The sequence below is a fragment of the Paraburkholderia acidisoli genome (genome assembly GCF_009789675.1).
In the GTDB taxonomy this organism is placed as follows: domain Bacteria; phylum Pseudomonadota; class Gammaproteobacteria; order Burkholderiales; family Burkholderiaceae; genus Paraburkholderia; species Paraburkholderia acidisoli.
Genome location: NZ_CP046915.1, coordinates 1,067,494 through 1,089,292 on the forward strand (window position 1 = coordinate 1,067,494; position 21,799 = coordinate 1,089,292).

Here is a 21,799-nt window from a genome sequence, read left to right on the forward strand (position 1 = left end):
CATCCCACCCAAACCGCATGGCGACGACGAGGCGCCGCCGCGTGCCATGCCCGGAGATGGTGCGCGTGGGGCATGGCGCGCCTTGGCGTAAACTACGCCGGTCGATCGTCGGTCGATCGCCGGTCGAATCACGAAACACGCAAAGGAACGAAGCATGGCGCCCGTCCACCCGCACGAGAGCACCGCCGACCACTGGCTGCGCGCGTGCCGCGACCCGGAGACGGGCATCGAGGGCGTGCGCGCGCATTTTAGCGGCCACGCCTACGATCCGCACGATCACGACGACATGCTGATCGGCTATACGGAGCAAGGCGTGCAGCGTTTCCAGTGCCATCGCTCGGTGCACACGAGCGTGCCGGGCCGCGCGATCCTGATCGAGCCGAATGCGCTGCACGACGGCCACGCGCCCGAGGCGGGCGGCTTCACCTACGCCATGCTGTATCTGCCGCAGGCGTGGGTCGAGCGCGCGGCGCGGCGGCTCGACCTGCCGGGCCTTGGCGGCGTGGAGGCGGTGTTCGACCGCACGCTCGTCGACGACGCGCGACTCGTCGCGGCCATACGCGCGGCGTTTCTTGCGATCCACGGCGGCGAAGGGCGGCTCGCGCGCGATCAGTCGCTCGACCGGCTGCTCGCGTATCTGGGCACGCAGTTGCGGCCGGCGCCGCTCGAACGCGACGCCGTTTCCCCTGCCGTGGCGCCCGAACTGGCGCGCGTGCGCGATTATCTGCATACGCAAATGGACACCGACGTCGGGCTCGACGACCTCGTGGCCGTGGCCGGCGTGGACCGCTTCAAGCTGACGCGGCGCTTCCAGCATGCGTTCGGCACGTCGCCGCACGCGTATCTCGTGCGCCTGCGGCTGCGCGCGGCGCGCCGTCTGCTGGCGGCCGGGCGCACGCCCGCGCAGGTCGCCGCCGAAACCGGTTTCGCCGATCAGAGCCATCTGGGCCGCTGGTTCCGCCGCGCGTATCGCATGACACCGGCCGCGTACCGGCGGCTGTGCACAAACGTTCCAGACTGAACGCGCGCCTTCGCGCACCATGAGCGGCTCGTTCAACGCCGTTTGTCCGTTTCAGGCCGGAGCCCTCATGTTCGATACCAAGGTCGCGCTGATCGTGCGCGACGACCTCGCCGTCTGGCAAAAACTCAACGTCGTGGCGTTTCTCGCGACCGGCATCGCGGCCGCGCAGCCCGACGCGCTCGGTGAGCCCTACGAAGACGCCGCGGGCCGCCAGTACGGCCGCATGCTCGGCCAGCCGATGATGGTGTTCGCCGCCGACCTCGCAGGCTTGCAGGGCGCGCACCGGCAAGCGGTCTCGCGCGAACTGACGATCGTGCCGTACGTGCACGCGATGTTTTCCACGGGCCACGACGCCGCGAACCGCGAGGTGTTTCGCGCGGGCGACGCCGAGCATCCCGACTTCGTCGGCATCGCGCTGATCGGGCCGAAGAAGGCCGTCGACAAAGCCATCAAGGGCCTCAAACTGCACGCCTGAGCGCGCGGCGGCTCACAACATCGGCGAATGCAGATGGTCAGGATGGTCGATCATGTCGGCCACGAGATGCAGCGACTCTTCCATCGCGAGCGCGTCGCCGGGACCGCCCAGGCAAATGCGCACGGCGTTGGGCGGATTGCCGTCGGTGCTGAACGCCGCGCCCGAGACCACGCCGATCTGCTTCGTGCGCAAGTGCGAGGCGAGTTCGGACGCGCTCCAGCCCGTGGCGGCGGGCACCGTGAGCCACAGATGAAAGCAGTCCTTCGAGGTTTCGAATGCGCGCGAGGCGAAGACCTGCGCGGCAATGTGCTGGCGCACCGCGCACTCGCTCCGGATGGCGGCGAGCATCTGTTGCGCGATGCCGTTCTCGATCCAGCGCGCCGCGAGATGCGACATGTACGGGCTCGCCATCACGGTGGTCGCGCGTAGCGCACCCGAGAGCCGCTGCGCGTGACGCGCGCTCGGCGCGACCACGTACGCCACGCGCAGCCCCGCGCCGAAACACTTCGACATGCCCGTGACGTAATAAGTGAGTTCGGGCGCGAGCGTGGCGAGCGCGACGGGAGTCTTTTCGCACAGCATGCCGTAGGCGTCGTCCTCGATGATGGGCACGTCGTAGCGCAACGCGATGTCGGCGATATGCTCGCGGCGATTCTGCGAGAGCGTGCGCGTGGTCGGGTTCTGGAGCGTGGGATTGCAATAGAGCACGCCGGGCTTGCGCGTCTTGCAGAGCGCTTCGAACGCCGTGGCGTCGAGCCCTTCGTCGTCGCGCGGCAGCGGCGCGAGCGTCATGCCGAGTTGATTCGCAATCACCTTCAGGCCCGGATACGCGAGGCAATCCACGCAGATCGTCTCGCCCGGTTTCACGAGCCGCAGCAGCAGCGCGACGAGCGCGTTGTGAATGCCGGGGCACACCAGCACGGCGTCGGCGCGATGGTCGGGCACGGTGTGGCGCAGCCACTGGCTCGCCACGCTGCGCTCGAACTGCGTGCCGCCGAAGTCCTGATACCGCAGCAGCGACCACGCGTCGGCCGCACCGATGATCTGCGCCGACGACTCCGCGAGCAGCGCCGTCATTTCCGGCGGCTCGGGCGGCATGTTCATCGTCATTTCGAGCGCTGTGCCCGCGCGCAACGGCACGGCCGGCGGCCGCCCACGCACATAGGAGCCGCTGCCCGCGCGCGAATCGATCAGGCCGCGTTTGCGTGCCTCGGCATAACCGCGCGCGAGCGTGGTGTAGTTGATCTTCAAGGCGTCCGAAAGATCGCGTAGCGCGGGCAGGCGATCGCGCGGGCGCAAGCGGCCGCTCGCGACATCTTCTTCGATGAGATCGGGAATGGTCTGGTAGACGGGCTTTTCGCTTTCGGCGAGCCGCTTGAGCCAGTGGGCGGTGACGTTCGACATGGGATTGACGCGTGACGTATGAGTCGCTCGGGGTATCGGCGAATTCATTCTAGTCACACATCGCGCGAAAAAATAAATCAATTGATTGCACGCGATTGCATCGAATGATCCGAATTGATGCATGCGCGCACCGAAGCGAGAAGCGTATTCCCCATGGCGGGGCGGGCGGCGAATTCGTCTGCGTAGAAGCGGGTTCGCGCGCTTCGGCGACGGCGCGTGTCACGAAAATTTTTTCGCCTGGATCATTCCCGTCATGCGGCATTGATTGGAAATTGATTGCATGACGTGTGCCGCTTGATGGCATGGCCGTTGCAAAAAGAAGGGCGCCGGCAGTGAGTTTTGCTGGCCACCCAATCAGCCCTCAATTTCGAACGGAGTCACGCAATGCCCGCCATCACTACACCCGCCCACAAGACCGGCGACTTCCTCGTCGACTATGAAGAGAAGGTGTTCGAGGACGTCAAGGCGGAACCCGGCGAGAAAGCGCTCGTCACGTTCCATACCGTTGCCTTCGAAGGGTCGATCGGTTTCGTCAACATGCTGCAGGCCACGCGCCTGCAACGCAAGGGCTTCGAAACGTCCATCCTGCTCTACGGTCCGGGCGTGATGCTGGGCGTGCAACGCGGCTTTCCGACGCTCGGCGCGGAAGCGTTTCCGGGCCATCTGAACTTCAACAATCAGCTGATGAAGTTCATGACCGAAGGCGGCAAGGTCTATGCGTGCCGCTTCGCGCTGCAAGCGCTCTACGGCCACGGCGAAGCCTCGCTGATCGAAGGCGTGCGCCCCATCAACCCGCTCGACGTGCTCGACCTGAAGCTGTTGCACCGCAAGTCGAACGCGCTCGTGATCGACACCTGGACCGTTTGAGCGCGCACGGGTATCGCCATGTCGATCATAACTTCGAAGCGCATCGTGCGCGCGGCGGCCGTGCAGATCGCGCCGGATCTCGAATCGGGCGCGGGCACGCTCGCGCGGGTCTGCGACGCGATCGTGGACGCCGCGCGCGAGGGCGTGCAGCTCGCCGTGTTTCCCGAAACGTTCCTGCCGTACTACCCGTACTTCTCGTTCGTGCTGCCGCCGGTGCAGTCGGGCGCCGAACATCTGCGGCTTTACGAAGAAGCGGTGACGATACCCGGCCCGGTGACGGACAGCGTGGCCGCGCTCGCACGCGCGCACGGCATGGTGATCGTGCTCGGCGTGAACGAGCGCGATCACGGCAGCCTCTACAACACGCAACTGATCTTCGACGCGGACGGCCAGATCAAGGTCAAGCGCCGCAAGATCACGCCCACGTTTCACGAACGCATGATCTGGGGGCAAGGCGACGCCGCCGGCCTCAAGGTCGCGCAAACGGCCGTGGGCCGCGTGGGCGCGCTCGCCTGCTGGGAGCACTACAACCCGCTCGCGCGCTACGCGCTCATGACGCAGCACGAAGAGATTCATTGCAGCCAGTTTCCCGGCTCGCTGGTGGGGCCGATTTTCGCCGAGCAGATCGAAGTGACGATACGGCATCACGCGCTCGAGTCGGGCTGCTTCGTCGTGAACTCGACCGGCTGGCTGACCGATACGCAAATCGTCTCGATCACCGCCGACCCCAAATTGCAGAAGGCGCTGCGCGGCGGTTGCAACGCGGCGATCGTCTCGCCCGAAGGCCAGCATCTCGCGCCGCCGCTGCGCGAAGGCGAAGGCATGGTGATCGCCGATCTCGACATGGCGCTCATCACCAAGCGCAAACGCATGATGGATTCGGTCGGCCACTACGCGCGCCCCGAGCTGCTGAGTCTCGCGATCAACGACCGTCCCGCCACGCCCGTGATGTCTTTCGACGATGCGCCCATCGTCCCTTCCTGGAGTGCTTACGATGAATGCCAGCGTCAAACTGCCGGAATCGAACCTGCAACTCTTGACTGAGCTGCAATCGAGCGGACTTCGGCTCGCCGCGCCGCAAACCGACGGCCTGTCGCGTCGCGGCGGCGCCGGGCCGTCCGATCACAAGGCCGTCACGATCGACGGCGTCACGCTGATGGTGCCGGTGCATACGCACGGCGCGCATCAGTCGGCGTTCGTGGCCGGAGCGCCCGACGCGCACGGCGTGAGCACGCTCACGCGCGGCACGATTCCGGTCGCGCAGATCGCCTTCGCGAAGGCGCCGCGCTTCTACAAGCTGCAAACGCTCGACGGCGTGCCGTATTCGCACATCGCCACGCTGCACGGCACCGACGTGCTCGCGACCACGGTGCTGCAAACCTGTATTCGCTACGAGAGCCGCAAGAAGGCGTGCAAGTTCTGCGCGATCGGCCAGTCGCTCGCGGCGGGGCGCACCATCGCGCACAAGACGCCCGAACAGCTCGCCGAAGTCGCGCGCGCCGCCGTGCTGCTCGACAACGTGAAGCACATGGTGCTCACCACGGGCACGCCGCCCACGCCCGATCGCGGCGCGGCCATCCTGTGCGACAGCGCGCGCGCGATCAAGCGCGCCGTGAACCTGCCGATCCAGGCGCAATGCGAGCCGCCCGACGACGACGCGTGGTTCGCGCGCCTGCGCGAGGCGGGCGTGGACACGCTCGGCATGCACCTCGAAGTGCTGGGCGAGGCCGAGCGCGCGCGCATCATGCCGGGCAAGGCCACGGTGCCCGTGAGCCGCTACATGGTGGCGTTCGAAGCCGCGGTGCGGGTGTTCGGGCGCGGCCAGGTGAGTACCTATATTCTCGCGGGCCTCGGCGATACGCCGGAGCGCATTCTGGAAACGGCGCACCAGCTCGTGCGGATCGGCGTGTATCCGTTCGTGGTGCCGTTCGTGCCGATCTCGGGCACGCCGCTCGAAGACCAGGCGCCGCCCACGCCCGAATTCATGCGCTCGATTCTCGCGCCGCTCGGTGCGCTGGTGCGCGAAGGCGGTTTGCGCGCCGAGGACATCAAGGCCGGCTGCGGCAAATGCGGCGCGTGCTCGTCGCTGTCCTCGTACGAAAAGGTGGCGGCATGACGACGTTCGATACGGAAGCCGGGATCGTCGTGCGCTGGGCGCGCGAAGCGTGGGAGCGTGACGGCGCGTACGCGATTCGCCGCGACGTGTTCTGCGAGGAACAGGGCATTTTCGAGCACGACGACCGCGACGCTATCGACGACCATGCGCAACTGCTCGTGGCGGTGCTGCACGCACCGAACGCGGCGCCGCGCGTGGTCGGCACCGTGCGTATTCATCGCGACGCGAATTCGGCTACCGATTTGGCCACCAATCCGGCTAGCACCTGGTATGGCTCGCGGCTTGCGGTGAGCGCCGACTTCCGCCGTCACGGCCGGATCGGCGCGACGCTGATCCGGCTCGCGGTGAGCAGCGCCCATGCGCTCGGCTGCACGACGTTTCTGGCCCACGTGCAGGCACAAAACGCGCCGCTGTTTCGCCGCCTGCATTGGCGCACGATCGAGGAGGAGATTCTGTTCGGCCGCGCGCATCACGTGATGGAAGCGGATCTCGCGCAGTATCCGCCGTGCGCTGCGCCGTACGAAGGCTTCGCGATCGATCAACGGAGAGCCGCATGACGCTCGATGGCCTTGTCGAAAAACTGCGCGCGAGCCGTGGCATCGCGCACAAAACCGACATCGCGCCCGTGCTCGCGGCGCTCGGCGCGGGCCACGGCGAAAGCGCGGTGATGGCGGCCGGCGACGACTGCGCGGCGATCCCCGACGGCGACGGTTTTCTGCTGTTCGCGGCCGAAGGCATGGTCAGCGATCTGATCGACGCGATGCCGTGGTTCGCGGGCTATTGCTCCGTGCTCGTGAACGTGAGCGACGTGTGTGCGATGGGCGGGCGTCCGCTCGCCGTGGTCGACGTGATCTGGAGTGCGGGCGTCGAGCCCGCCGCGCCCGTGCTCGAAGGCATGGCGGCGGCGTCGCGGCAACTGGGCGTGCCGATCGTTGGCGGCCACAGCAACGCGCGCAGCGAGCGCACGCAACTCGCCGTGGCGATCGTGGGCCGCGCGCAGCGTCTCCTTTCGAGCTTCGAGGCGCGCGCGGGCGAACGGTTGTTGATGGCCGTCGATTTGCGCGGCGCGTTCGTCGAGCCGTATCCGTACTGGAACGCCGCCACCGAAGCGCCCGCGGCGCGCCTGCGCGGCGACCTGGCCGTGCTGGCCGGCATTGCCGAGGCCGGGCTTTGCGCGGCCGCGAAAGACATCAGCATGGCCGGCATCGTGGGCACGGCCATGATGCTCGCGGAATGCTCGCGCGTGGGCGTGCGCATCGACCTCGAGCGCATTCCGAAGCCCGCCGGCGTGCCGCTCGAACGCTGGCTCGAAATCTTCCCGAGCTACGGCTACTTGCTGAGCGTGCCGGAACCTCACGTGAACGAGGTGATCGCGCGGTTCGGCGCGCGCGAGATCGACTGTGCGGAGATCGGCAGCATTCAAGACGAAATGCATATCGATCTGCACTGGCACGGCGAAGCGCGCACTGCGTGGCAACTCGATACGCAAGCCTTCATCGTGCCCGGCGACCGCCGCGCGACGCGCGCGTTCGAGACGCCAAACGTCTCAATCGCTTGAAACGGAGAACCCGATGCCCGTAACGCATTTCGTCGTGCGCTGGCCCGACGGCACGGAAGAGCGCTGCTATTCGCCTTCCACGATCGTGCGCGAGTACCTGAAACCCGGCGCGTATGCCCTCGACGACTTTCTCGCCTGCGCGCACGCCGCGCTCGACGCGGCCTCGGGGCGCGTGCGCGAGAAGTTCGGCTATGCGTGTTCCTCGGCGCTCGATCAATGGCAGGCACTCGAGCGCACCGCAACCCAATACCGTTCGCAACCGGCGGCGCAGGTCACCGTCGTGAGCGTCGACTGAATCTTTGAAGGAGAGTCGCATGTCCACTCATGCCGAGGAGCATGTCAGCGTGGTTGTCGTCGGCGGCGGTCAGGCCGGTCTGTCGATCAGCTATTACCTCAAGCAGTACGGCGTCGATCACGTCGTGCTGGAAAAGCGCACGCTCACGCATACGTGGCGCGAGCAGCGCTGGGACGCGTTTTGCCTCGTCACGCCGAACTGGCAGTGCGCGCTGCCCGACTATCCGTATCGCGGCAGCGATCCGCACGGCTTCATGAAAAAGGACGAAATCATCGCGTGGCTCGACGGTTTCGTGCGGCACGTGGATGCGCCCGTGCGCGAAGGCATGGCCGTCACGCGCGTGACGCGTCGTGCGCAAGGCGGCTTTCTCGTGCAGACGAGCGCGGGCACGTTGAGCGCGGATCAGGTCGTGGTGGCGTCGGGCGGCTATCACACGCCTGTCGTGCCGCGCATGGCCGAGCGTTTGCCCGCTTCCATCGTGCAGATCCAGTCGTCGGAGTATCGCAATCCGGCGGTGCTGCCCGAAGGCGCGGTGCTCGTGGTCGGCTCGGGACAATCGGGCGCGCAGATCGCGGAAGACCTGCATCTCGCGGGGCGCAAGGTCGTGCTCGCCGTGGGCGAAGCGCCGCGTTGCGCGCGCTTCTATCGCGGCCGCGACGTGGTGGACTGGCTCGCGGACATGAAGTACTACGACATGCCCGTGGAGGAGCATCCGCTGCGCGAAGGCGTGCGCGACAACACCAATCACTACGTGACGGGCCGCGACGGCGGACGCGACATCGACCTGCGCCGCTTCGCGAGCGAAGGCATGGAACTGTATGGCGTGCTCGAAGACCTCGAAGACGGCGCGCTGCGGTTTCGCCCCAACCTGCGCGCGAGTCTCGATAGCGCCGACGACACCTATAACCGCATCAACGCGTCCATCGACAAATTCATCGCGCAACAAGGCATCGAGGCGCCGCCCGGCGAACCGTATCGCCCCGTGTGGGAGCCGCAACAGGAGCGCGCGACGCTCGACCTCGCCGCGAGCGGCATCGGCAGCATCGTGTGGTGCATCGGTTTTCGGCCGGATTTCAGCTGGATCGACCTGCCCGTGTTCAACGGCCGCGGCTATCCGGGCCACGTGCGCGGCGTGACCCCGCACGAAGGTCTCTATTTTCTCGGCCTGCCGTGGCTGCATACGTGGGGTTCCGGCCGCTTCTCGGGCGTTGCGCGCGACGCCGCCTATCTCGCCGACCGTATCCTCACGCAAGCGAGGCCCGATGCGCGCGCGGCGTGACGCGGTACGCCATGCGGCTCGCGAGGCCTTGCCGGTCGCGCCAGTCACGCGCACGAACTACGTGGCGGGCATGCCCGAACTCGCCTTCGCGGGCTTGTCCGAGCAATGGTTGTTGCGCACGTGCGGGCAACTGCACTGGAGCGCGCTCGCCGCGCAGGCGCGTCTGGCGTCGCCCGACTTCTACGATGAGGCAGGCCACAAATCGTACGCCGCGTTCACGGCGATCCGCGTTCGCGAGGCGCGGTTCGAAGACGTGAGCGAGAACCAGCGCTTCGCCATCGAAGCCGATGTGCGGCGCATTGCGGGCGCGCGGCACTTCGGCGCTTTCCGCGTGTTCACGACCGAAAGCGCGATTGCGCAAGTGGAGCTGCTGTCCACGTTCGTGCGTCGCGAGCACGCTGGCGACAATCGTTCGGTGTGCAAAGCGATGTTCACGGGCGCGCCGCCCGCCGCGATGCCAGCCGGGGCGCAAGCGCTGATCGACCAGAGCAGGCGCCTGCGTGCCAACGACTGGACTGCTCATGGCAGGCTCGAACGTGCGACGCATGCGGTCGAGCACAAGGTCGACTATCTGCCGTGCCCGTCGCTCGATTTCAACGGTGCGCATCTGCTGTATTTCGCGAGCTTCCAGTCGATGGTCGAGCGCGCCGAATGGCATTGGCGCTCCGCGCCGCAGTCGGCGCCGCCCACGCTCGTCGAGCGCGACATGGCGTTCTACGGCAACGCGAACGTAGGCGACCGTCTCGTGTTGTCGTTCGGTGCCCGTCACGCGGGTCATGACGGGCTCTCGCACTGGTGCTCCATTGCGCGCGCGGGCGACGGCGTGCGCATTGCCGACGTCGTCACGCACAAACGGTGGTCGCATGAGTGACACGCATGCGTTGCCCCGCAAAGCGCTCTATACACATGCCGATATCGCCGACATTCCGTGGCTCGACGCGCGCCCCGGCGAGTTTCCGTTCGCGCGCGGCATTCACGCGACCATGTACACGCAGCGGCCGTGGACGATCCGCCAATACGCCGGTTACGCCGACGCCGCCGCGTCGAATCTCGCGTATCGGCGGGCGCTGGCACAGGGCGCGAAAGGGCTCTCGGTGGCGTTCGATCTGCCCACGCATCGCGGCTATGATTCGGATCACGAATCGATTGCCGCCGACGTGGGCATGGCAGGCGTGGCGATCGATTCCGTCGACGACATGAAACGCCTGTTCGAAGGCATCGCGCTCGACGACGTTTCCGTTTCGATGACGATGAGCGGCGCGGTCTTGCCCGTGCTCGCGGCCTATATCGTGGCGGCGCGCGAAACCGGCGTGAGCACGGCGCGCTTGCGCGGCACCATCCAGAACGACATTCTCAAGGAGTTCATGGCGCGCAATACGTATATCTTTGCGCCCGAACCCTCGTTGCGCATTGCCAGCGACGTGGTGAGCCACGTGCTCGATCACCTGCCGCATTTCAATGCGATGTCGGTGTCCGGTTATCACCTTCAGGAAGCGGGCGCGAGCGGCGTCCTGGAACTCGCGCTAACGCTTGCGAATGCGCGCGAATACGTGCTGCGCTTGATGGAGCGCGGCGCGAACCCCGACCGTGTGTGCGCGCAGCTGAGTTTCTTTTTCGCCGTGGGCCGCGACTTCTTCGGCGAAATCGCGAAGCTGCGCGCGGCGCGCATGTTGTGGGCCGAACTCGCGCGGTCGCTGGGCGCACACACCGCGCGTGCGATGCAGTTGCGCATGCATTGTCAGACCGCGGGCTCGACGCTGAGTGCCGAGCGTGCGCATAACAACGTGGTGCGCACGACCGTGGAAGCGATGGCGGCCGTGTTCGGCGGCACGCAGTCGTTGCATACGAATGCGTGGGACGAGGCGCTGGCGCTGCCTGGCGTGGCGGCCGCCACGCTCGCGCGCGACACGCAACGGATCTTGCAGCACGAAATGGGCTTGTGCGATACGGTCGATCCGCTGGGCGGTTCGTACCTCGTCGAATCGCTCACGGCGCAAACCATTGATGCGGTGAAGACGACGCTCGGGCAGATCGACGCGCAAGGCGGCGTGATTGCCGCCATCGAATCCGGCTGGGTTCAAATGCTTTTGCATCGCGGCGCGGCGCAACTCCAGGCGCGTACCGACACGGGCGAGCACGTGATCGTGGGCGTGAATCGTTTTCGCGAAGCCCAACACGCCGCGTACGAGTCGTTCGACGTAGATGGCCGCATGGTGCGCGCGCAGCAAGTCGAGCGTTTGCGTCATCTGAAAGCCACGCGCAATGGCGAACACGTGCGCATGGCGCTCGCCGCGCTCACGCGAGTCGCGGCAACGGGCGAGGGCAACCTGCTCGCGGCCACCATCGAGGCGATCGCCGTGCGTGCTACGGTGGGGGAATGCACGGCGGCGCTCGAATGCGTCTGGCCGCGCTGGCGAGCGGCGTTGCATGCCGAGGCGAACGCCTACGCCGCGGGCCGCGAGCACGATGCAGCGTGGCAGCAATCCAAAATGCGCGTCGCGGCATGGCGCGCGCAGCACGGGCGTCAGCCGCGCATGGCGCTCGTGAAACTCGGGCAGGACGGTCATGACCGCGGCGCGCGGGTGATCGCGGCGGCGCTCGGCGACGCGGGCTTCGAGGTGACGCTCGGCGCGTTGTTTGCCACGCCGCACGAGGCGGCTCGCTGGGCAATTGCGCAAGCGCCCGATATCGTGGGCGTTTCCACGCTCGCGGGCGCGCATGCCACGCTCGTGCCGCAACTGTTGCACGCGTTGCGCGAAGCGGGCAGCGCGACACCCGTGGTCGTGGGCGGCATCGTGCCGCAAGCGCATGGCCATGCCTTGCGCGAAGCGGGCGTGGCCGCCATTTTCGGCGCGGGCACGCCGCTCGAAACCATCGTGCACGCGCTGCTCGAGTGCCTTGTCGTGCCCGAACCGGCAAATAGCGGGGTTGACTATAATTGCCCGTGACGTTAATTAACCACGGGCAATTGCATGAAAAAGAATGCCTGCTCGGCGATGCCTCGAGACACATCGCCAATCGTAGTATCAAGCCGTTCGTCAATTCACTGTAACGCATTCGTCATCGAGTCGCCTGCGCGGTCGCCGCGATGAAATGGCGTGGCGCGACGGAACGTTCGATCGAACGCACGCGGCCCTTCGTCACCGTTGCGGTCATGTTGTCCACCATCATGCAGGTACTGGACAGCACGATCGCCAATGTCGCGCTTCCCCATATGCAGGGAAGCTTCTCGGCCACGCAGGACCAGATCACCTGGGTTCTCACGTCCTATATCGTTGCGGCCGCAATCGGTACGCCGCTCACCGGCTGGGTGGCGGCGCGCTATGGGCGCAAGCGCCTGTTTCTGTGGTCGGTCGCGGGTTTTACGGCGGCGTCCATTGCGTGCGGTATGTCGGAGACGCTCGTGCAGATGGTGAGTGCGCGACTGCTGCAAGGCATCTTCGGCGCTTCGCTGGTGCCGCTCTCGCAGGCGGTGCTGCTCGACATCAATCCGCCGGAACGGCACGGCCGCGCGATGGCGGTGTGGGGCGCGGGCGTGACCGTCGGCCCGATTCTGGGTCCTACGCTGGGCGGCTGGCTCACGGACAGCTATAACTGGCGCTGGGTCTTTTACGTCAACGTGCCGATTGGCGCCATCGCGTTTCTCGGCATCCTGGTGTTCATGGCGGAAACGAACACGAGTGCGCGCAAGCTCGACATATTCGGTTTCGCCACGCTGGGCCTGGCCATTGGCGCACTGCAACTCTTTCTCGATCGTGGCGAAGTGCAGGACTGGTTCGATTCGATCGAAATCTGGATCGAGTTCCTCACGGCGGTCATCGCGTTTGCATTCTTTCTCGTGCATACCTTGACGGTGGAGACCACGTCGTTTTTCAATCGCGAACTCGCGAAGGATCGCAACTTCGTGATTGGCTGCGGCTTCTATTTCGTCATGGGCGCGGTGCTCTACGCCACGCGTGCGCTCCTGCCGCCGCTGCTGCAAAATCTCATGCAGTATTCGGTGGTCGACACGGGCCTCGCCACGGCGCCGAGCGGCGCGGGCACGATGATCACGATGATGCTGGCCGGGCGGCTCGTGGGCCCCGTCAAGCCGCGCAATCTCATTGCGGTCGGCTTCGCGATTGCGGCACTCTCGCTTTGGCAGATGTCGCGCTACAACCTGTACATGCCGGAAAGCCTCGTCGTGTGGTCGGGTTTTCTGCAAGGTCTCGGGCTGGGGTTGATTTCGGTCTCGCTCACCACGGCCACGTTTTCCACGCTCTCGCCGCAATGGCGCGGCGACGGCACCGCCATCTATAGCCTGAGTCGGAACGTGGGCAGCAGTATCGGCATTTCGTTCGTGCAGACCGAACTCACCCGCAACACGCAAGTCGCGCATTCGTCGCTGGTCGAGTACGTCAACCGTTTTAATCCGCTCGCGCAACCGGATGTGTTGCCTTCGCTCTGGAATCTCAACGACGCTTCAGGCGTGGCGGCCTTGAATGCGGAAGTCACGCGGCAAGCCGCGATGGTCGCGTATGTCGACGACTTTCATTTGCTGTTTACCCTCACGCTCGCGGTGATTCCTCTTCTTTTGCTGATGAGAACGCCGAAGCGAACACGATGACTCACTACCGGAAAGCTATATGTTCAACTCACTGCCTTATCGAGCCAGAAGATCGTTGCTGAAGACGGCGTTCGGTGCAATCTTGCTGGCGCTGACCGCAGCCTGCGCGCAACAGCAGAACGCGTTGGGTAGCGCGAACGCGAACGTCGATCCCGCCATTGTGAAGGCGTTCGCGCCCACGGGCACGCTGCGCGCGTCGATCAACCTCGGCAATCCCGTGCTCGCGAGTCTCGAACCGAACACCGGGCAACCGGTTGGCGTGTCGGTCGATCTCGCCACTGCCTTCGCGCAACGTCTGCATGTGCCGCTCACGCTGGTGGTATCGCGTTCGGCGGGCGACTCCGTCGACAAGGTCGCCAACGATCAGGCCGATATCGGCTTCTTCGCCATCGACCCGAAGCGCGGTGCGCAGATCGCTTTCACGCAGCCTTATGTGCTGATCGAAGGCTTCTACCTCGTGCGTAGCGACTCGCCCATTCACACGAACGCGCAAGTCGACCAGCCGGGCGTGAAAGTCGCGGTGGGCAAGGGCAGCGCTTACGATTTGTTTCTTTCTCGGGAGTTGCAGCATGCGACTATCGTGCGTACGCCCACTTCGCCGGTGGTCGTGCAAACGTTTCTTGACCAGCATCTCGACGTGGCGGCGGGCGTGAAGCAGCAACTGGAACGCGATGCCGCGAAAGCGGGCGGCCTGCGTTTGCTCGATCAACGCTTCATGGTGATTCGTCAGGCCATGGGCGTGCCGAAAAACCGTGGTGAAAATGCCGCACGTTATCTCGACGCTTTCGTTGCGGAGCAAATTCACTCGGGTTTCGTCGCGCGGGCGCTAAAACGGCACCATATCGACGAAGCACAAGTGCCTGCGGGTGAGAACGCATCGGCTAACGGGAATTGAATTGGGGACTTGGCACGAAATAAATAAAAAATAAATCAGAAATAAATCCGAATCGGTACGGATCCGCCAGGTGGCGGAATCCGCCGATTGATCTTCATGGCAAACTAGACCATATTCGAGCGGTCAGGTTTGACGTTCACTGCCGTGTTCTCTACACGGACATACATACGCTGCGCCGTGCCTTCGCTGGCAGCAGTGAGTTCGACGCCCTCAACGCACTCTCACTCCCATGCCGAACGAAACTGTACAAGCCTCTAACGGGCCGTGGTTTTGCCATCACTGCGGCACCCGCATGAAAGCGCCGCTGATCTTCTGCCCGCATTGCGGCACGAATCAGTTGGGTCCGACTTCCGCACCGGCTGCGGGCGTACCGGCTGCGGGCATACCGGCGCACGCCGCCGCGTCGACCGCTTCGGTGGGCGCCGCCGCGAGTGAGATACCCGGCATGACGCCGCGCGAACCGGTGTGGCGCGAGCCGTCGTCGCAATGGCGCGAGCCGCCGCAACCGCAGCCCGCGCACGGCGGTAACGCCGCCGCGGCGCGCGCGGGCGAGCCGCTCTTTCGTAGCGCTTTCTATCCCGACGACTACTCGCCGCAACCCGAGCCGAACTACATGCGGCGCCGCCAGTGGAGTGCGTGGGGCAGCTCGCGCGAAGCGCTCTATGCGGTAGGTGCGGTGGCGATCGTGGCGGCGGTGGTGGCCGCGTTCATGGCCATGAATCGTGACGATGCGTCGATCGGTGCGCCGCTCAACAACGCGCCGGCCAGCACGCAATCCAGCCCGCAGGACGCGGTGCAGTCGCAGGACGATAGCCGTGTGGCCACGGGTGCGGTGGGCGATCCCCTGGCGAGCAAGTCCGCGCCGCCGCCCATGCTGCCCGCTGCGCCGGCGGTAGCGGCCGCGCCTGCACCCGCGCCCAGCGTGGCCGTGGCGCCGCCGAGTGTGGCCACCGTGACCGTGCCCGCGGCGCCCGCGGCGCAGCCGCGCGTGACGAACGCCGCCGTGGCGCCTTCCGCGGAACTCGCGCCCACGCGCGTGCCACCCGACGACAACGCACGCAGCGCCAAATCCGGCGGCTATGCGCACGCCGATCTCGCACGCAATCTGAGCATCGCGCACGCGGGCCTCGACAAGGACAATCTCTCGCTGGCGCGCTCCGCCGTCAATCGCGTGCTGTCCGAACAGCCGCGCAACGGCGACGCGCAGCAGATGCAGCAGGACCTGACCTCGCGCGAATCCGACCGCGACGCGTTGCTGGGTTATGCGCGTCTCTGCGCGCGTCAGCAGAACTGGACCTGCGCGTGGCAGAACGCCGGGCATGCGCTGACGATCGACTCGTCGAGTCAGGATGCGCGTTCGCTGCTCGCGCAGGCCATGGCCGAGCAGGGTTCGGTCGCCACGCCGCCGCAACCCGACGTACCCGCCGTGCCGGCCATGCGGCAGTGAGTTTTCACTGCCGCTCGCGGGCGGGCGCGGTTTGCGCTGACTGAAAACGCATGCGGCTGAATCAAGCGGTCGAACTCACTGTCCCCAGTGTGTTTTGCACGCCCGCTTCGGCCAGCACTTCTTCGGTATGTTCGCCGAGATTGGGTGCGAGCCGGCGCACGTCGCCGGGCGTGCGCGAGAACGTCACGGGTATCGCGACCGTCGTGAGCGCGCCTTCGGTGGGGTGGGTGTCGGCGCGGAAAAAGCCAGTTGTGCGCAGATGCTCGTCGTCGAGCAGTTGTTCGGGGCGCAGTACGCGCGTGACGGGCAGGTCGGCGGCGCTGAGTACGTCGACCCATTCGTCGGTGCCGCGTTGCGCGACGATCTCGGTGACGAGCGCATAGAGCGTGTCGATATGGCGGCTGCGCGCGGCGGTTTTGTCGAAGCGCGGGTCGTCGGCGTGATGCGCGCAACCCGCTACTTCGAAGAAGCGCCGCCATTGCGCGTCGGTATAAGGCAGGAGTCCGATATAGCCGTCTTTCGTGCGATACGGCCGCCGGTGCTCCGAGAGCACGCGGTCGTAGCCCGCCGGTCCGCGCGCGGGCCGGAACGTCTGCCCCGCGAGATGTTCGGTGAGCAGGAACGACACCACCGTTTCGAACATCGGCACCTCGATCGCCTGCCCCTGGCCCGAACGCTCGCGCTCGAATAGCGCCATCGAAACCGAATAGGCGATCGTCAGGCCCGCTACTTTGTCGGCGAGAATCGTGTTCATATAGGCCGGCCCCGACTCGCTGCCGTGGCCTTGCAGCGCGGCCGCGCCGCTCATCGCCTGCACGATGTCGTCGAACGCTGGGCGGCCCGCATACGGCCCGCGCTCCGAGAAGCCGTACGCGCCGCAATAGATCAGGCGCGGGTTGATCGCGGCGAGCGTCGCGTAGTCGAGACCGAGCTTTTGCATCGACTGCGGCCGCACGTTGAACACGAGCACATCCGCTTCTTTCACGAGCGCGAGCAATGCTTCACGGCCCGCCGCCGTTTTCAGGTCGAGCACGGCGCTGCGCTTGTTGCGGTTCAGATTCAGAAAGGCCGCGCCCATGCCTTCGTGCACGCACGGCGCAATGTGGCGGAACACGTCGCCCGCCTGCGGTTCGATCTTGACCACATCGGCGCCCATGTCGCCAAGAATCTGTGTCGCGTACGGACCCATCGCCACCGAAGTGAGATCCAGCACGCGCACGCCTTTCAACGGTCCACTCATTCACGGCTCCAGTCAGTCGTTTTCGTCGCGTTTTCGTCGACACTGCCGCGTGCTTTATCGGCACACGCGGCCAATCCACTACAATCTGCGTTTTCCATCGATCCCGCTTTCGCCCCATGCCTTCGTACGAGCCTATTGGCGCGCTGCTGCGCGGACTCGAAGTGCTGCACGCGCTCAACGACCGCGGCCCGCAAACCATTGGCGAGCTGCATGGCGTGACCGGCATTTCGAAGCCCACGCTCGTTCGTATCGTCGAGACCTTGCAGCATGCGGGCTACGTGAACGCCGGCGACGCGCAACGCCGCTACGCCGTCACGCCGCGCGTGCTCGGCCTCGCGAACGGCTACGAGCCGCAGCGCTGGCTCATGGATGTCGCCGGTCCGTTGCTCGACGCGTTTCGTGGCGCGGCTGGCTGGCCCGTCGAACTCGGCGTGTTCGACGGCGACGCCATGGTGATCCTCAACACGAGCCGCGAACCCGGCTTTCTTTCGGTGAACCGCAAACCCGGCTCGCGCGTGCCGTTGTTGCGCACGGCGCTCGGCCGCGCCTTCGTCGCGCATCTGCCCGCCGACCGGCGCGCGGCCGTGATCGCGCAACTCGCCACGCGCGGCGACAGCGACTTCGCGCTCGCACGCGACACCCATGCGCTCGACGCGCTCGTGGCCACCGTGGCGCAACGCGGCTATGCGATCGCCGACCAGGAAACGCTCAGCAACGGCCGTGCGCTCGCGGTCCCGGTGCTGGTGCGCGGCGAACCCATCGCCAGCGTGAACCTCGTGGTTCATTCCTCGGCAATGACGATGAGCGAACTCGAAGCCAAATGGAGCGGCAAGCTCATCGCGCTCGGCAACGAAATCGCGGCGCAGATTCATCGCTGACACGCTCCACGCGAAGACCGATAGCGGCATTACACCGTGGCGTGACGGCGCACGATGAAGAGCGCCACCGCGCCGATCGCCATCAACGCGCCCATCAGCAGCAGTGAGCCGGTGTAGAGACCCGTGAGCGCCGTGATCTTGCCCACGGCCAGCGGCGCGCAGAAGGCGCCCGCGATGCCCACGGCGCTCACGAGACCGATGCCGCCCGCGGCGGAACCGCGCGGCAACATGTCCGAGGCGGTCGCCCAGAACAGCGGGTAGCCCGAAAGCACGCCCGCCACCATCATCACGAGCGCGAGCCCGAATCCGCCGATGCCGTGCAGCCATGCCGCGCCGAGATAGCCGATGGCGGCGAGCGCGAACGCGGCGGGGCAGATCAGACGCGAGCGCGTACGGTCGGCGCTGCGGCACGAAAAGTACATGGTCACGGCCGCGACCAGATACGGCACGGCCACGAGCAGGCCGATCTCGAAGTCGGCGGTGGCGTAACCCGAACTCTTGATGATGGCGGGCAGAAACGCGCCAATGGTCGTGATGCCCGCATTCAGCGCGAAATAAGCGACGAACAGCGCATAGACGCGCGGCCGCGCGAGCAACGCCCAGAAGCTCGTGCGCGCGCCGTCCTGCACGCGAGTGTGCGGCGCGGCTTCGTCGAGGCTGGCGCGAATCAGTTCGCGCTCGCGGTCGTCGAGCCAGCGCGCGTCGCGCGGGCCGTCGGGCAACGTGACGAACAGCAGCAGGCCGAGCACGATCGACGGCGCGGCCTCGATCAGGAACATCCAGTGCCAGCCTTTCATGCCGAGCGTGGCGGGCATGTTGCCGATGATCCAGCCCGAGAGCGGTCCGCCGATAAAACCCGCGAACGCGAGCGGCAACATGAAGATCGACATCATGCGCGCGCGCTGGCCCGCGGGAAACCAGTAGGTCAGATAGAGCAGCACGCCCGGAAAGAAGCCCGCTTCGGCCGCGCCCAGCGCGAAGCGCACGGCGTAGAGATGCGTCGCACTGCCAATGAATGCCATTGCGCCGGAACACACGCCCCACAACACCATGATGCGCGAGAGCGTGCGGCGCGCGCCCGCTTTCTCCAGCAGCAGATTGCTCGGCACCTGAAAGATCAGATAGCCCGCGTAGAAAATCGCCGCGCCAAAGCCATACTGCTGCGGCGTGAGATTGAGCTCGTGGCTCATCGATATCTGCGCGAAACCGATGTTGATGCGATCGAGGAAGGCAAGTACGTAACCGAGAAATAAGAGCGGCAGAATGCGCCGCGCGACCTTGCTCTGCACTTCGGCGATATGCGGCGCGGCCAGCGGCGCGGCTGCCTCCAGCGCGGGCGAACGGGAACTCGACATGGCGGTCTCCTGAGGCTTTTTTTATGCGGTCGTGGGCGAGGTGGTGGACAGGGCTTCGATAAACGCGTCGGCGTGGCTGACCCAGCCGAAGAACGTCTCGATGTTGAAGAGCGTCGCGCGAAAGGTTTCGTCGGGGCCAGCGTGCGTGGAGGCGTCGGCGAGCAGCGCGCAGAAGTATTCGAGGTGATAGGCGTCGCGCAAGGTGGACTCCACGCACACATTGGTCGCCACGCCGCAAAACGCCAGCGTGCGAATGTCACGGGAGCGCAGCAGGCTGTCCAGCGGCGTGTTGAAGAAGCCGCTGTAACGCGTTTTGGCAACCACGAGATCGCCGGGTTGCGGTCGCACCGCGTCGACAATTTCGTAATCCCAACTACCTTTGGCGAGCAGCGTGCCGTCGAGTTCGGCGCGCTGGCGCATGGTTTTCAGCGCATTCGATTTGTGCCAGTTCGGCGCGCCGGGACCGCCCGCTTCCACATAACGGGCGTCCCAGCCGTTCTGCAGATAGACGAGGGTGACGCCGGCCGCGCGCGCCGCCTCGATCACGCGCGCTGTCTGCGCGATGGTGGCCTGCGCATGGCCAATGTCGAACCCGGCCGCGTGCATGTAGCCGCCTTCGGAGAGATAGGCGTTCTGCATGTCGACGACCACGAGCGCCGTGCGCGCGGGTTCGAAGTGCAGATTTTCGGGGCGCGCGCGCAGGCAACACGAGTTCGGCCCGAGAAAGGCCGGGCGACCCACGCGTTCGGCGTCGGTGCGGGGATTCAAGGCGGTGGCGGTTTCGTCGCGTTTCATCGTCGTCATTTCCCTGTGTGAAATGGCATTTCATAAATTTTACGGCGATGGATTGGGCGTCGACATCGTGGTTAACCTTGACCGGCGCGCCAGATGCAAAACGGGCGGTGCGCTGGCACGCACCGCCCGTTAGCGGACAGGGAGAAGCCTGACGCTCAGTCGAGCGACGGGCTGCACTCGCATTCGAGGTCGGCGACCTTGGCCTGGGCGCGGGCCGGGCGCTCCATGGCCGCAAGCCGTTGCAGCGTGACGAGGCCGAGCACCGCGAGCCCGATGCCGAGCACGAAGTCGGCGCGCACGCCCGCCCGGTCGACGATCGTGCCGCCCACCGACGAACCCACGGCGATCGCGACCTGGATCACGCTCACGAACAACGCCGAGCCGGCTTCGGGCCGGTCGTCGGTGCTGCGCTGGATCCATACCGAGAAGCACAGCGGAATCGCGCCGAACGCGACACCCCACATCAGCATGGCGGCCGTTTCGGCAATGCGCATGTGGTCGAGCAGGATCATGGAGGCGAGCGCGCACAGCAGCAGCGCCGTCATGGCGGCGACGGAGGTCTTGAGGCGCTTCGAGACCACCATCGACATGAGCGCGTTCGAGAAGAAACCGATCACGCCGAAGCCGAGCAGCAGCAGCGTGATCGTGCTCATCGAAAAGTCTTCCTGCAGGAGCGGCGCGATAAACGTGTAAGTGGAGAAGTGCGCGCCGAACACGAGCGCGACCATCAGCATGCTCAGGCGCATGTGCGGGCGGCGCATGAGCGCGACGAAGTCGGCCACGCGCAGCGCCGTGGCCGAAGGCAGCGCGGGCACCAGCAGCGCCTGCAACACCAGCGCGAACGCGACAAGGCCGCCCGTGACGATGAACGACATGCGCCACGAGGCGAGGCCCGCGATGAAGGTGCCGAGCGGCACGCCGATCACGGTGGCGAGCGTCACGCCGGTAAGGATCACGGCGGTTGCGCGCGGGGCGTCGCTGCCGTGCACGAGGCGGCCGGCGGCGGCCGTGGCGAGCGTCCAGAAACCGCCGAGCGCGGCGCCGAGCATGGCGCGGCCGATCAGCATGGTGGGCAGATTCGTGGACCAGGCGGAAACGAAGTTCGACACGAGCAGCACGGCGGTGAGCAGCAGGAACACCGTGCGGCGGTCCATGCGCCCCGCGAACACCATGAGGCCCGGCGCGAAGATCGCGGCCATCACGCCCGGCGTGGTGACCATGAGGCCGGCCGTGCCCGGCGTCACGCCGAGATCATGGGCGATTTCGGTGAGCAGGCCGACGGGCAGGAACTCGGCGGTCACGAACGCAAAGGCGCTGATGGCGACGGCGAATACCGAAAGCCATTGACGCAACGTCGTTTCGCCGGGCTGTGCGGACGTCGAAACGGAAGAACGGTCGTTCATCATCGGATAACTGTTTTGTGTGGGTCGACTAATAAAACCGATTGTTAGGAAAATGCGCGCTAAAAATCGGAGAAAATCGCCGGATTAATCGAATTCGCGAGAATGGCGTTCAACTTAGCATCGTTGAAAAAAACGCGCTGACGCTTGCCGAGTAACGCTGCTGGC

The 21,799-nt window shown here is 66.0% G+C and carries 20 protein-coding genes; 15 read left to right on the top strand and 5 right to left on the bottom strand.

Annotation, left to right across the window (positions count from 1 at the left end; translation table 11 throughout):
- Positions 1 to 154 precede the first annotated feature (154 nt).
- Both FAZ98_RS26935 and FAZ98_RS26940 read left to right on the top strand, forming a co-directional pair.
- The gene (locus FAZ98_RS26935) at positions 155 to 1,021 is read left to right on the top strand and encodes an AraC family transcriptional regulator (protein ID WP_158955799.1); all 867 of its coding nucleotides are present in this window, start codon (positions 155 to 157) and stop codon (positions 1,019 to 1,021) included.
- 67 nt (positions 1,022 to 1,088) lie between these two features.
- Entirely contained in the window at positions 1,089 to 1,496 is a 408-nt protein-coding gene (locus FAZ98_RS26940; protein WP_158955801.1) for a DUF2000 family protein, read from the top strand.
- 12 nt (positions 1,497 to 1,508) lie between these two features.
- Here the strand turns inward: FAZ98_RS26940 and FAZ98_RS26945 are convergent, their stop codons facing one another.
- Entirely contained in the window at positions 1,509 to 2,900 is a 1,392-nt protein-coding gene (locus FAZ98_RS26945) for an aminotransferase-like domain-containing protein (protein WP_158955803.1), read from the bottom strand.
- 384 nt (positions 2,901 to 3,284) lie between these two features.
- On the opposite strand from FAZ98_RS26945, the gene FAZ98_RS26950 reads away from it, so the two are divergent.
- The 12 genes from FAZ98_RS26950 (at position 3,285) to FAZ98_RS27005 (ending at position 15,963) form a co-directional block, all read left to right on the top strand.
- Entirely contained in the window at positions 3,285 to 3,767 is a 483-nt protein-coding gene (locus FAZ98_RS26950; RefSeq protein WP_158955805.1) for an MSMEG_0572/Sll0783 family nitrogen starvation response protein, read from the top strand.
- A 27-nt stretch (positions 3,768 to 3,794) separates the two neighbouring features.
- Positions 3,795 to 4,811 (top strand): Nit6803 family nitrilase, encoded by a 1,017-nt coding sequence (locus FAZ98_RS26955; RefSeq protein WP_158956564.1) that lies wholly within the window; start codon positions 3,795 to 3,797, stop codon positions 4,809 to 4,811.
- Positions 4,762 to 5,883 (top strand): MSMEG_0568 family radical SAM protein, encoded by a 1,122-nt coding sequence (locus tag FAZ98_RS26960; RefSeq protein WP_158955807.1) that lies wholly within the window; start codon positions 4,762 to 4,764, stop codon positions 5,881 to 5,883. The genes FAZ98_RS26955 and FAZ98_RS26960 overlap by 50 nt, the downstream gene beginning before the upstream one ends.
- Positions 5,880 to 6,440 (top strand): MSMEG_0567/Sll0786 family nitrogen starvation N-acetyltransferase, encoded by a 561-nt coding sequence (locus FAZ98_RS26965; protein WP_233272855.1) that lies wholly within the window; start codon positions 5,880 to 5,882, stop codon positions 6,438 to 6,440. Before FAZ98_RS26960 ends, FAZ98_RS26965 begins: the two co-directional genes overlap by 4 nt.
- On the top strand, positions 6,437 to 7,441 hold the full coding sequence (locus FAZ98_RS26970) for a sll0787 family AIR synthase-like protein (protein ID WP_158955811.1): 1,005 nt from the start codon (positions 6,437 to 6,439) through the stop codon (positions 7,439 to 7,441). Before FAZ98_RS26965 ends, FAZ98_RS26970 begins: the two co-directional genes overlap by 4 nt.
- Before the next feature lie 13 nt (positions 7,442 to 7,454).
- Positions 7,455 to 7,736: an MSMEG_0570 family nitrogen starvation response protein gene (locus FAZ98_RS26975; protein ID WP_158955813.1), complete on the top strand. Its 282-nt coding sequence runs from the start codon at positions 7,455 to 7,457 to the stop codon at positions 7,734 to 7,736.
- 19 nt (positions 7,737 to 7,755) lie between these two features.
- Entirely contained in the window at positions 7,756 to 9,015 is a 1,260-nt protein-coding gene (locus tag FAZ98_RS26980) for an MSMEG_0569 family flavin-dependent oxidoreductase (protein ID WP_158955815.1), read from the top strand.
- A complete protein-coding gene (locus tag FAZ98_RS26985) occupies positions 8,999 to 9,886 on the top strand; it encodes a Pnap_2097 family protein (protein ID WP_233272856.1) in 888 nt (295 codons plus the stop codon). Before FAZ98_RS26980 ends, FAZ98_RS26985 begins: the two co-directional genes overlap by 17 nt.
- A complete protein-coding gene (gene scpA / locus FAZ98_RS26990) occupies positions 9,879 to 11,963 on the top strand; it encodes a methylmalonyl-CoA mutase (RefSeq protein ID WP_158955817.1) in 2,085 nt (694 codons plus the stop codon). The genes FAZ98_RS26985 and scpA overlap by 8 nt, the downstream gene beginning before the upstream one ends.
- 140 nt (positions 11,964 to 12,103) lie before the next feature.
- Positions 12,104 to 13,621: a DHA2 family efflux MFS transporter permease subunit gene (locus tag FAZ98_RS26995; RefSeq protein WP_158955819.1), complete on the top strand. Its 1,518-nt coding sequence runs from the start codon at positions 12,104 to 12,106 to the stop codon at positions 13,619 to 13,621.
- Between the two features lie 19 nt (positions 13,622 to 13,640).
- On the top strand, positions 13,641 to 14,516 hold the full coding sequence (locus tag FAZ98_RS27000) for an ABC transporter substrate-binding protein (RefSeq protein ID WP_158955821.1): 876 nt from the start codon (positions 13,641 to 13,643) through the stop codon (positions 14,514 to 14,516).
- Between the two features lie 292 nt (positions 14,517 to 14,808).
- The gene (locus tag FAZ98_RS27005; protein WP_158955823.1) at positions 14,809 to 15,963 is read left to right on the top strand and encodes a hypothetical protein; all 1,155 of its coding nucleotides are present in this window, start codon (positions 14,809 to 14,811) and stop codon (positions 15,961 to 15,963) included.
- A 61-nt stretch (positions 15,964 to 16,024) separates the two neighbouring features.
- Here the strand turns inward: FAZ98_RS27005 and FAZ98_RS27010 are convergent, their stop codons facing one another.
- Complete coding sequence (locus FAZ98_RS27010; RefSeq protein ID WP_158955825.1) at positions 16,025 to 17,203, bottom strand: CaiB/BaiF CoA transferase family protein; 1,179 nt, start codon at positions 17,201 to 17,203, stop codon at positions 16,025 to 16,027.
- Positions 17,204 to 17,319: 116 nt separating this feature from the next.
- Between FAZ98_RS27010 and FAZ98_RS27015 the strand changes: the two genes are divergently transcribed.
- Positions 17,320 to 18,081, top strand: coding sequence for an IclR family transcriptional regulator domain-containing protein (locus FAZ98_RS27015; RefSeq protein ID WP_158955827.1), 762 nt, complete (start codon positions 17,320 to 17,322; stop codon positions 18,079 to 18,081).
- A 29-nt stretch (positions 18,082 to 18,110) separates the two neighbouring features.
- Here FAZ98_RS27015 and FAZ98_RS27020 read toward each other — a convergent pair whose 3' ends face one another.
- The 3 genes from FAZ98_RS27020 to FAZ98_RS27030 form a co-directional block, all read right to left on the bottom strand.
- Positions 18,111 to 19,436, bottom strand: a complete 1,326-nt coding sequence (locus FAZ98_RS27020; RefSeq protein ID WP_158955829.1) for an MFS transporter — start codon at positions 19,434 to 19,436, stop codon at positions 18,111 to 18,113.
- Between the two features lie 21 nt (positions 19,437 to 19,457).
- Complete coding sequence (locus FAZ98_RS27025) at positions 19,458 to 20,231, bottom strand: isochorismatase family protein (protein ID WP_325072549.1); 774 nt, start codon at positions 20,229 to 20,231, stop codon at positions 19,458 to 19,460.
- Positions 20,232 to 20,386: 155 nt separating this feature from the next.
- The gene (locus FAZ98_RS27030; protein ID WP_158955833.1) at positions 20,387 to 21,637 is read right to left on the bottom strand and encodes an MFS transporter; all 1,251 of its coding nucleotides are present in this window, start codon (positions 21,635 to 21,637) and stop codon (positions 20,387 to 20,389) included.
- Positions 21,638 to 21,799 lie beyond the last annotated feature (162 nt).

Bases quoted from the DNA above. Each gene is read 5' to 3' on its own strand.
- FAZ98_RS26935 (WP_158955799.1), top strand. From the start codon at position 155: ATGGCGCCCGTCCACCCGCACGAGAGCACCGCCGACCACTGGCTGCGC.
- FAZ98_RS26940 (WP_158955801.1), top strand. From the start codon at position 1,089: ATGTTCGATACCAAGGTCGCGCTGATCGTGCGCGACGACCTCGCCGTC.
- FAZ98_RS26945 (WP_158955803.1), bottom strand. From the start codon at position 2,900: ATGTCGAACGTCACCGCCCACTGGCTCAAGCGGCTCGCCGAAAGCGAA.
- FAZ98_RS26950 (WP_158955805.1), top strand. From the start codon at position 3,285: ATGCCCGCCATCACTACACCCGCCCACAAGACCGGCGACTTCCTCGTC.
- FAZ98_RS26960 (WP_158955807.1), top strand. From the start codon at position 4,762: ATGAATGCCAGCGTCAAACTGCCGGAATCGAACCTGCAACTCTTGACT.
- FAZ98_RS26965 (WP_233272855.1), top strand. From the start codon at position 5,880: ATGACGACGTTCGATACGGAAGCCGGGATCGTCGTGCGCTGGGCGCGC.
- FAZ98_RS26970 (WP_158955811.1), top strand. From the start codon at position 6,437: ATGACGCTCGATGGCCTTGTCGAAAAACTGCGCGCGAGCCGTGGCATC.
- FAZ98_RS26975 (WP_158955813.1), top strand. From the start codon at position 7,455: ATGCCCGTAACGCATTTCGTCGTGCGCTGGCCCGACGGCACGGAAGAG.
- FAZ98_RS26980 (WP_158955815.1), top strand. From the start codon at position 7,756: ATGTCCACTCATGCCGAGGAGCATGTCAGCGTGGTTGTCGTCGGCGGC.
- FAZ98_RS26985 (WP_233272856.1), top strand. From the start codon at position 8,999: ATGCGCGCGCGGCGTGACGCGGTACGCCATGCGGCTCGCGAGGCCTTG.
- scpA (WP_158955817.1), top strand. From the start codon at position 9,879: ATGAGTGACACGCATGCGTTGCCCCGCAAAGCGCTCTATACACATGCC.
- FAZ98_RS26995 (WP_158955819.1), top strand. From the start codon at position 12,104: ATGAAATGGCGTGGCGCGACGGAACGTTCGATCGAACGCACGCGGCCC.
- FAZ98_RS27000 (WP_158955821.1), top strand. From the start codon at position 13,641: ATGTTCAACTCACTGCCTTATCGAGCCAGAAGATCGTTGCTGAAGACG.
- FAZ98_RS27005 (WP_158955823.1), top strand. From the start codon at position 14,809: ATGAAAGCGCCGCTGATCTTCTGCCCGCATTGCGGCACGAATCAGTTG.
- FAZ98_RS27010 (WP_158955825.1), bottom strand. From the start codon at position 17,203: ATGAGTGGACCGTTGAAAGGCGTGCGCGTGCTGGATCTCACTTCGGTG.
- FAZ98_RS27015 (WP_158955827.1), top strand. From the start codon at position 17,320: ATGCCTTCGTACGAGCCTATTGGCGCGCTGCTGCGCGGACTCGAAGTG.
- FAZ98_RS27020 (WP_158955829.1), bottom strand. From the start codon at position 19,436: ATGTCGAGTTCCCGTTCGCCCGCGCTGGAGGCAGCCGCGCCGCTGGCC.
- FAZ98_RS27025 (WP_325072549.1), bottom strand. From the start codon at position 20,231: ATGAAACGCGACGAAACCGCCACCGCCTTGAATCCCCGCACCGACGCC.
- FAZ98_RS27030 (WP_158955833.1), bottom strand. From the start codon at position 21,637: ATGATGAACGACCGTTCTTCCGTTTCGACGTCCGCACAGCCCGGCGAA.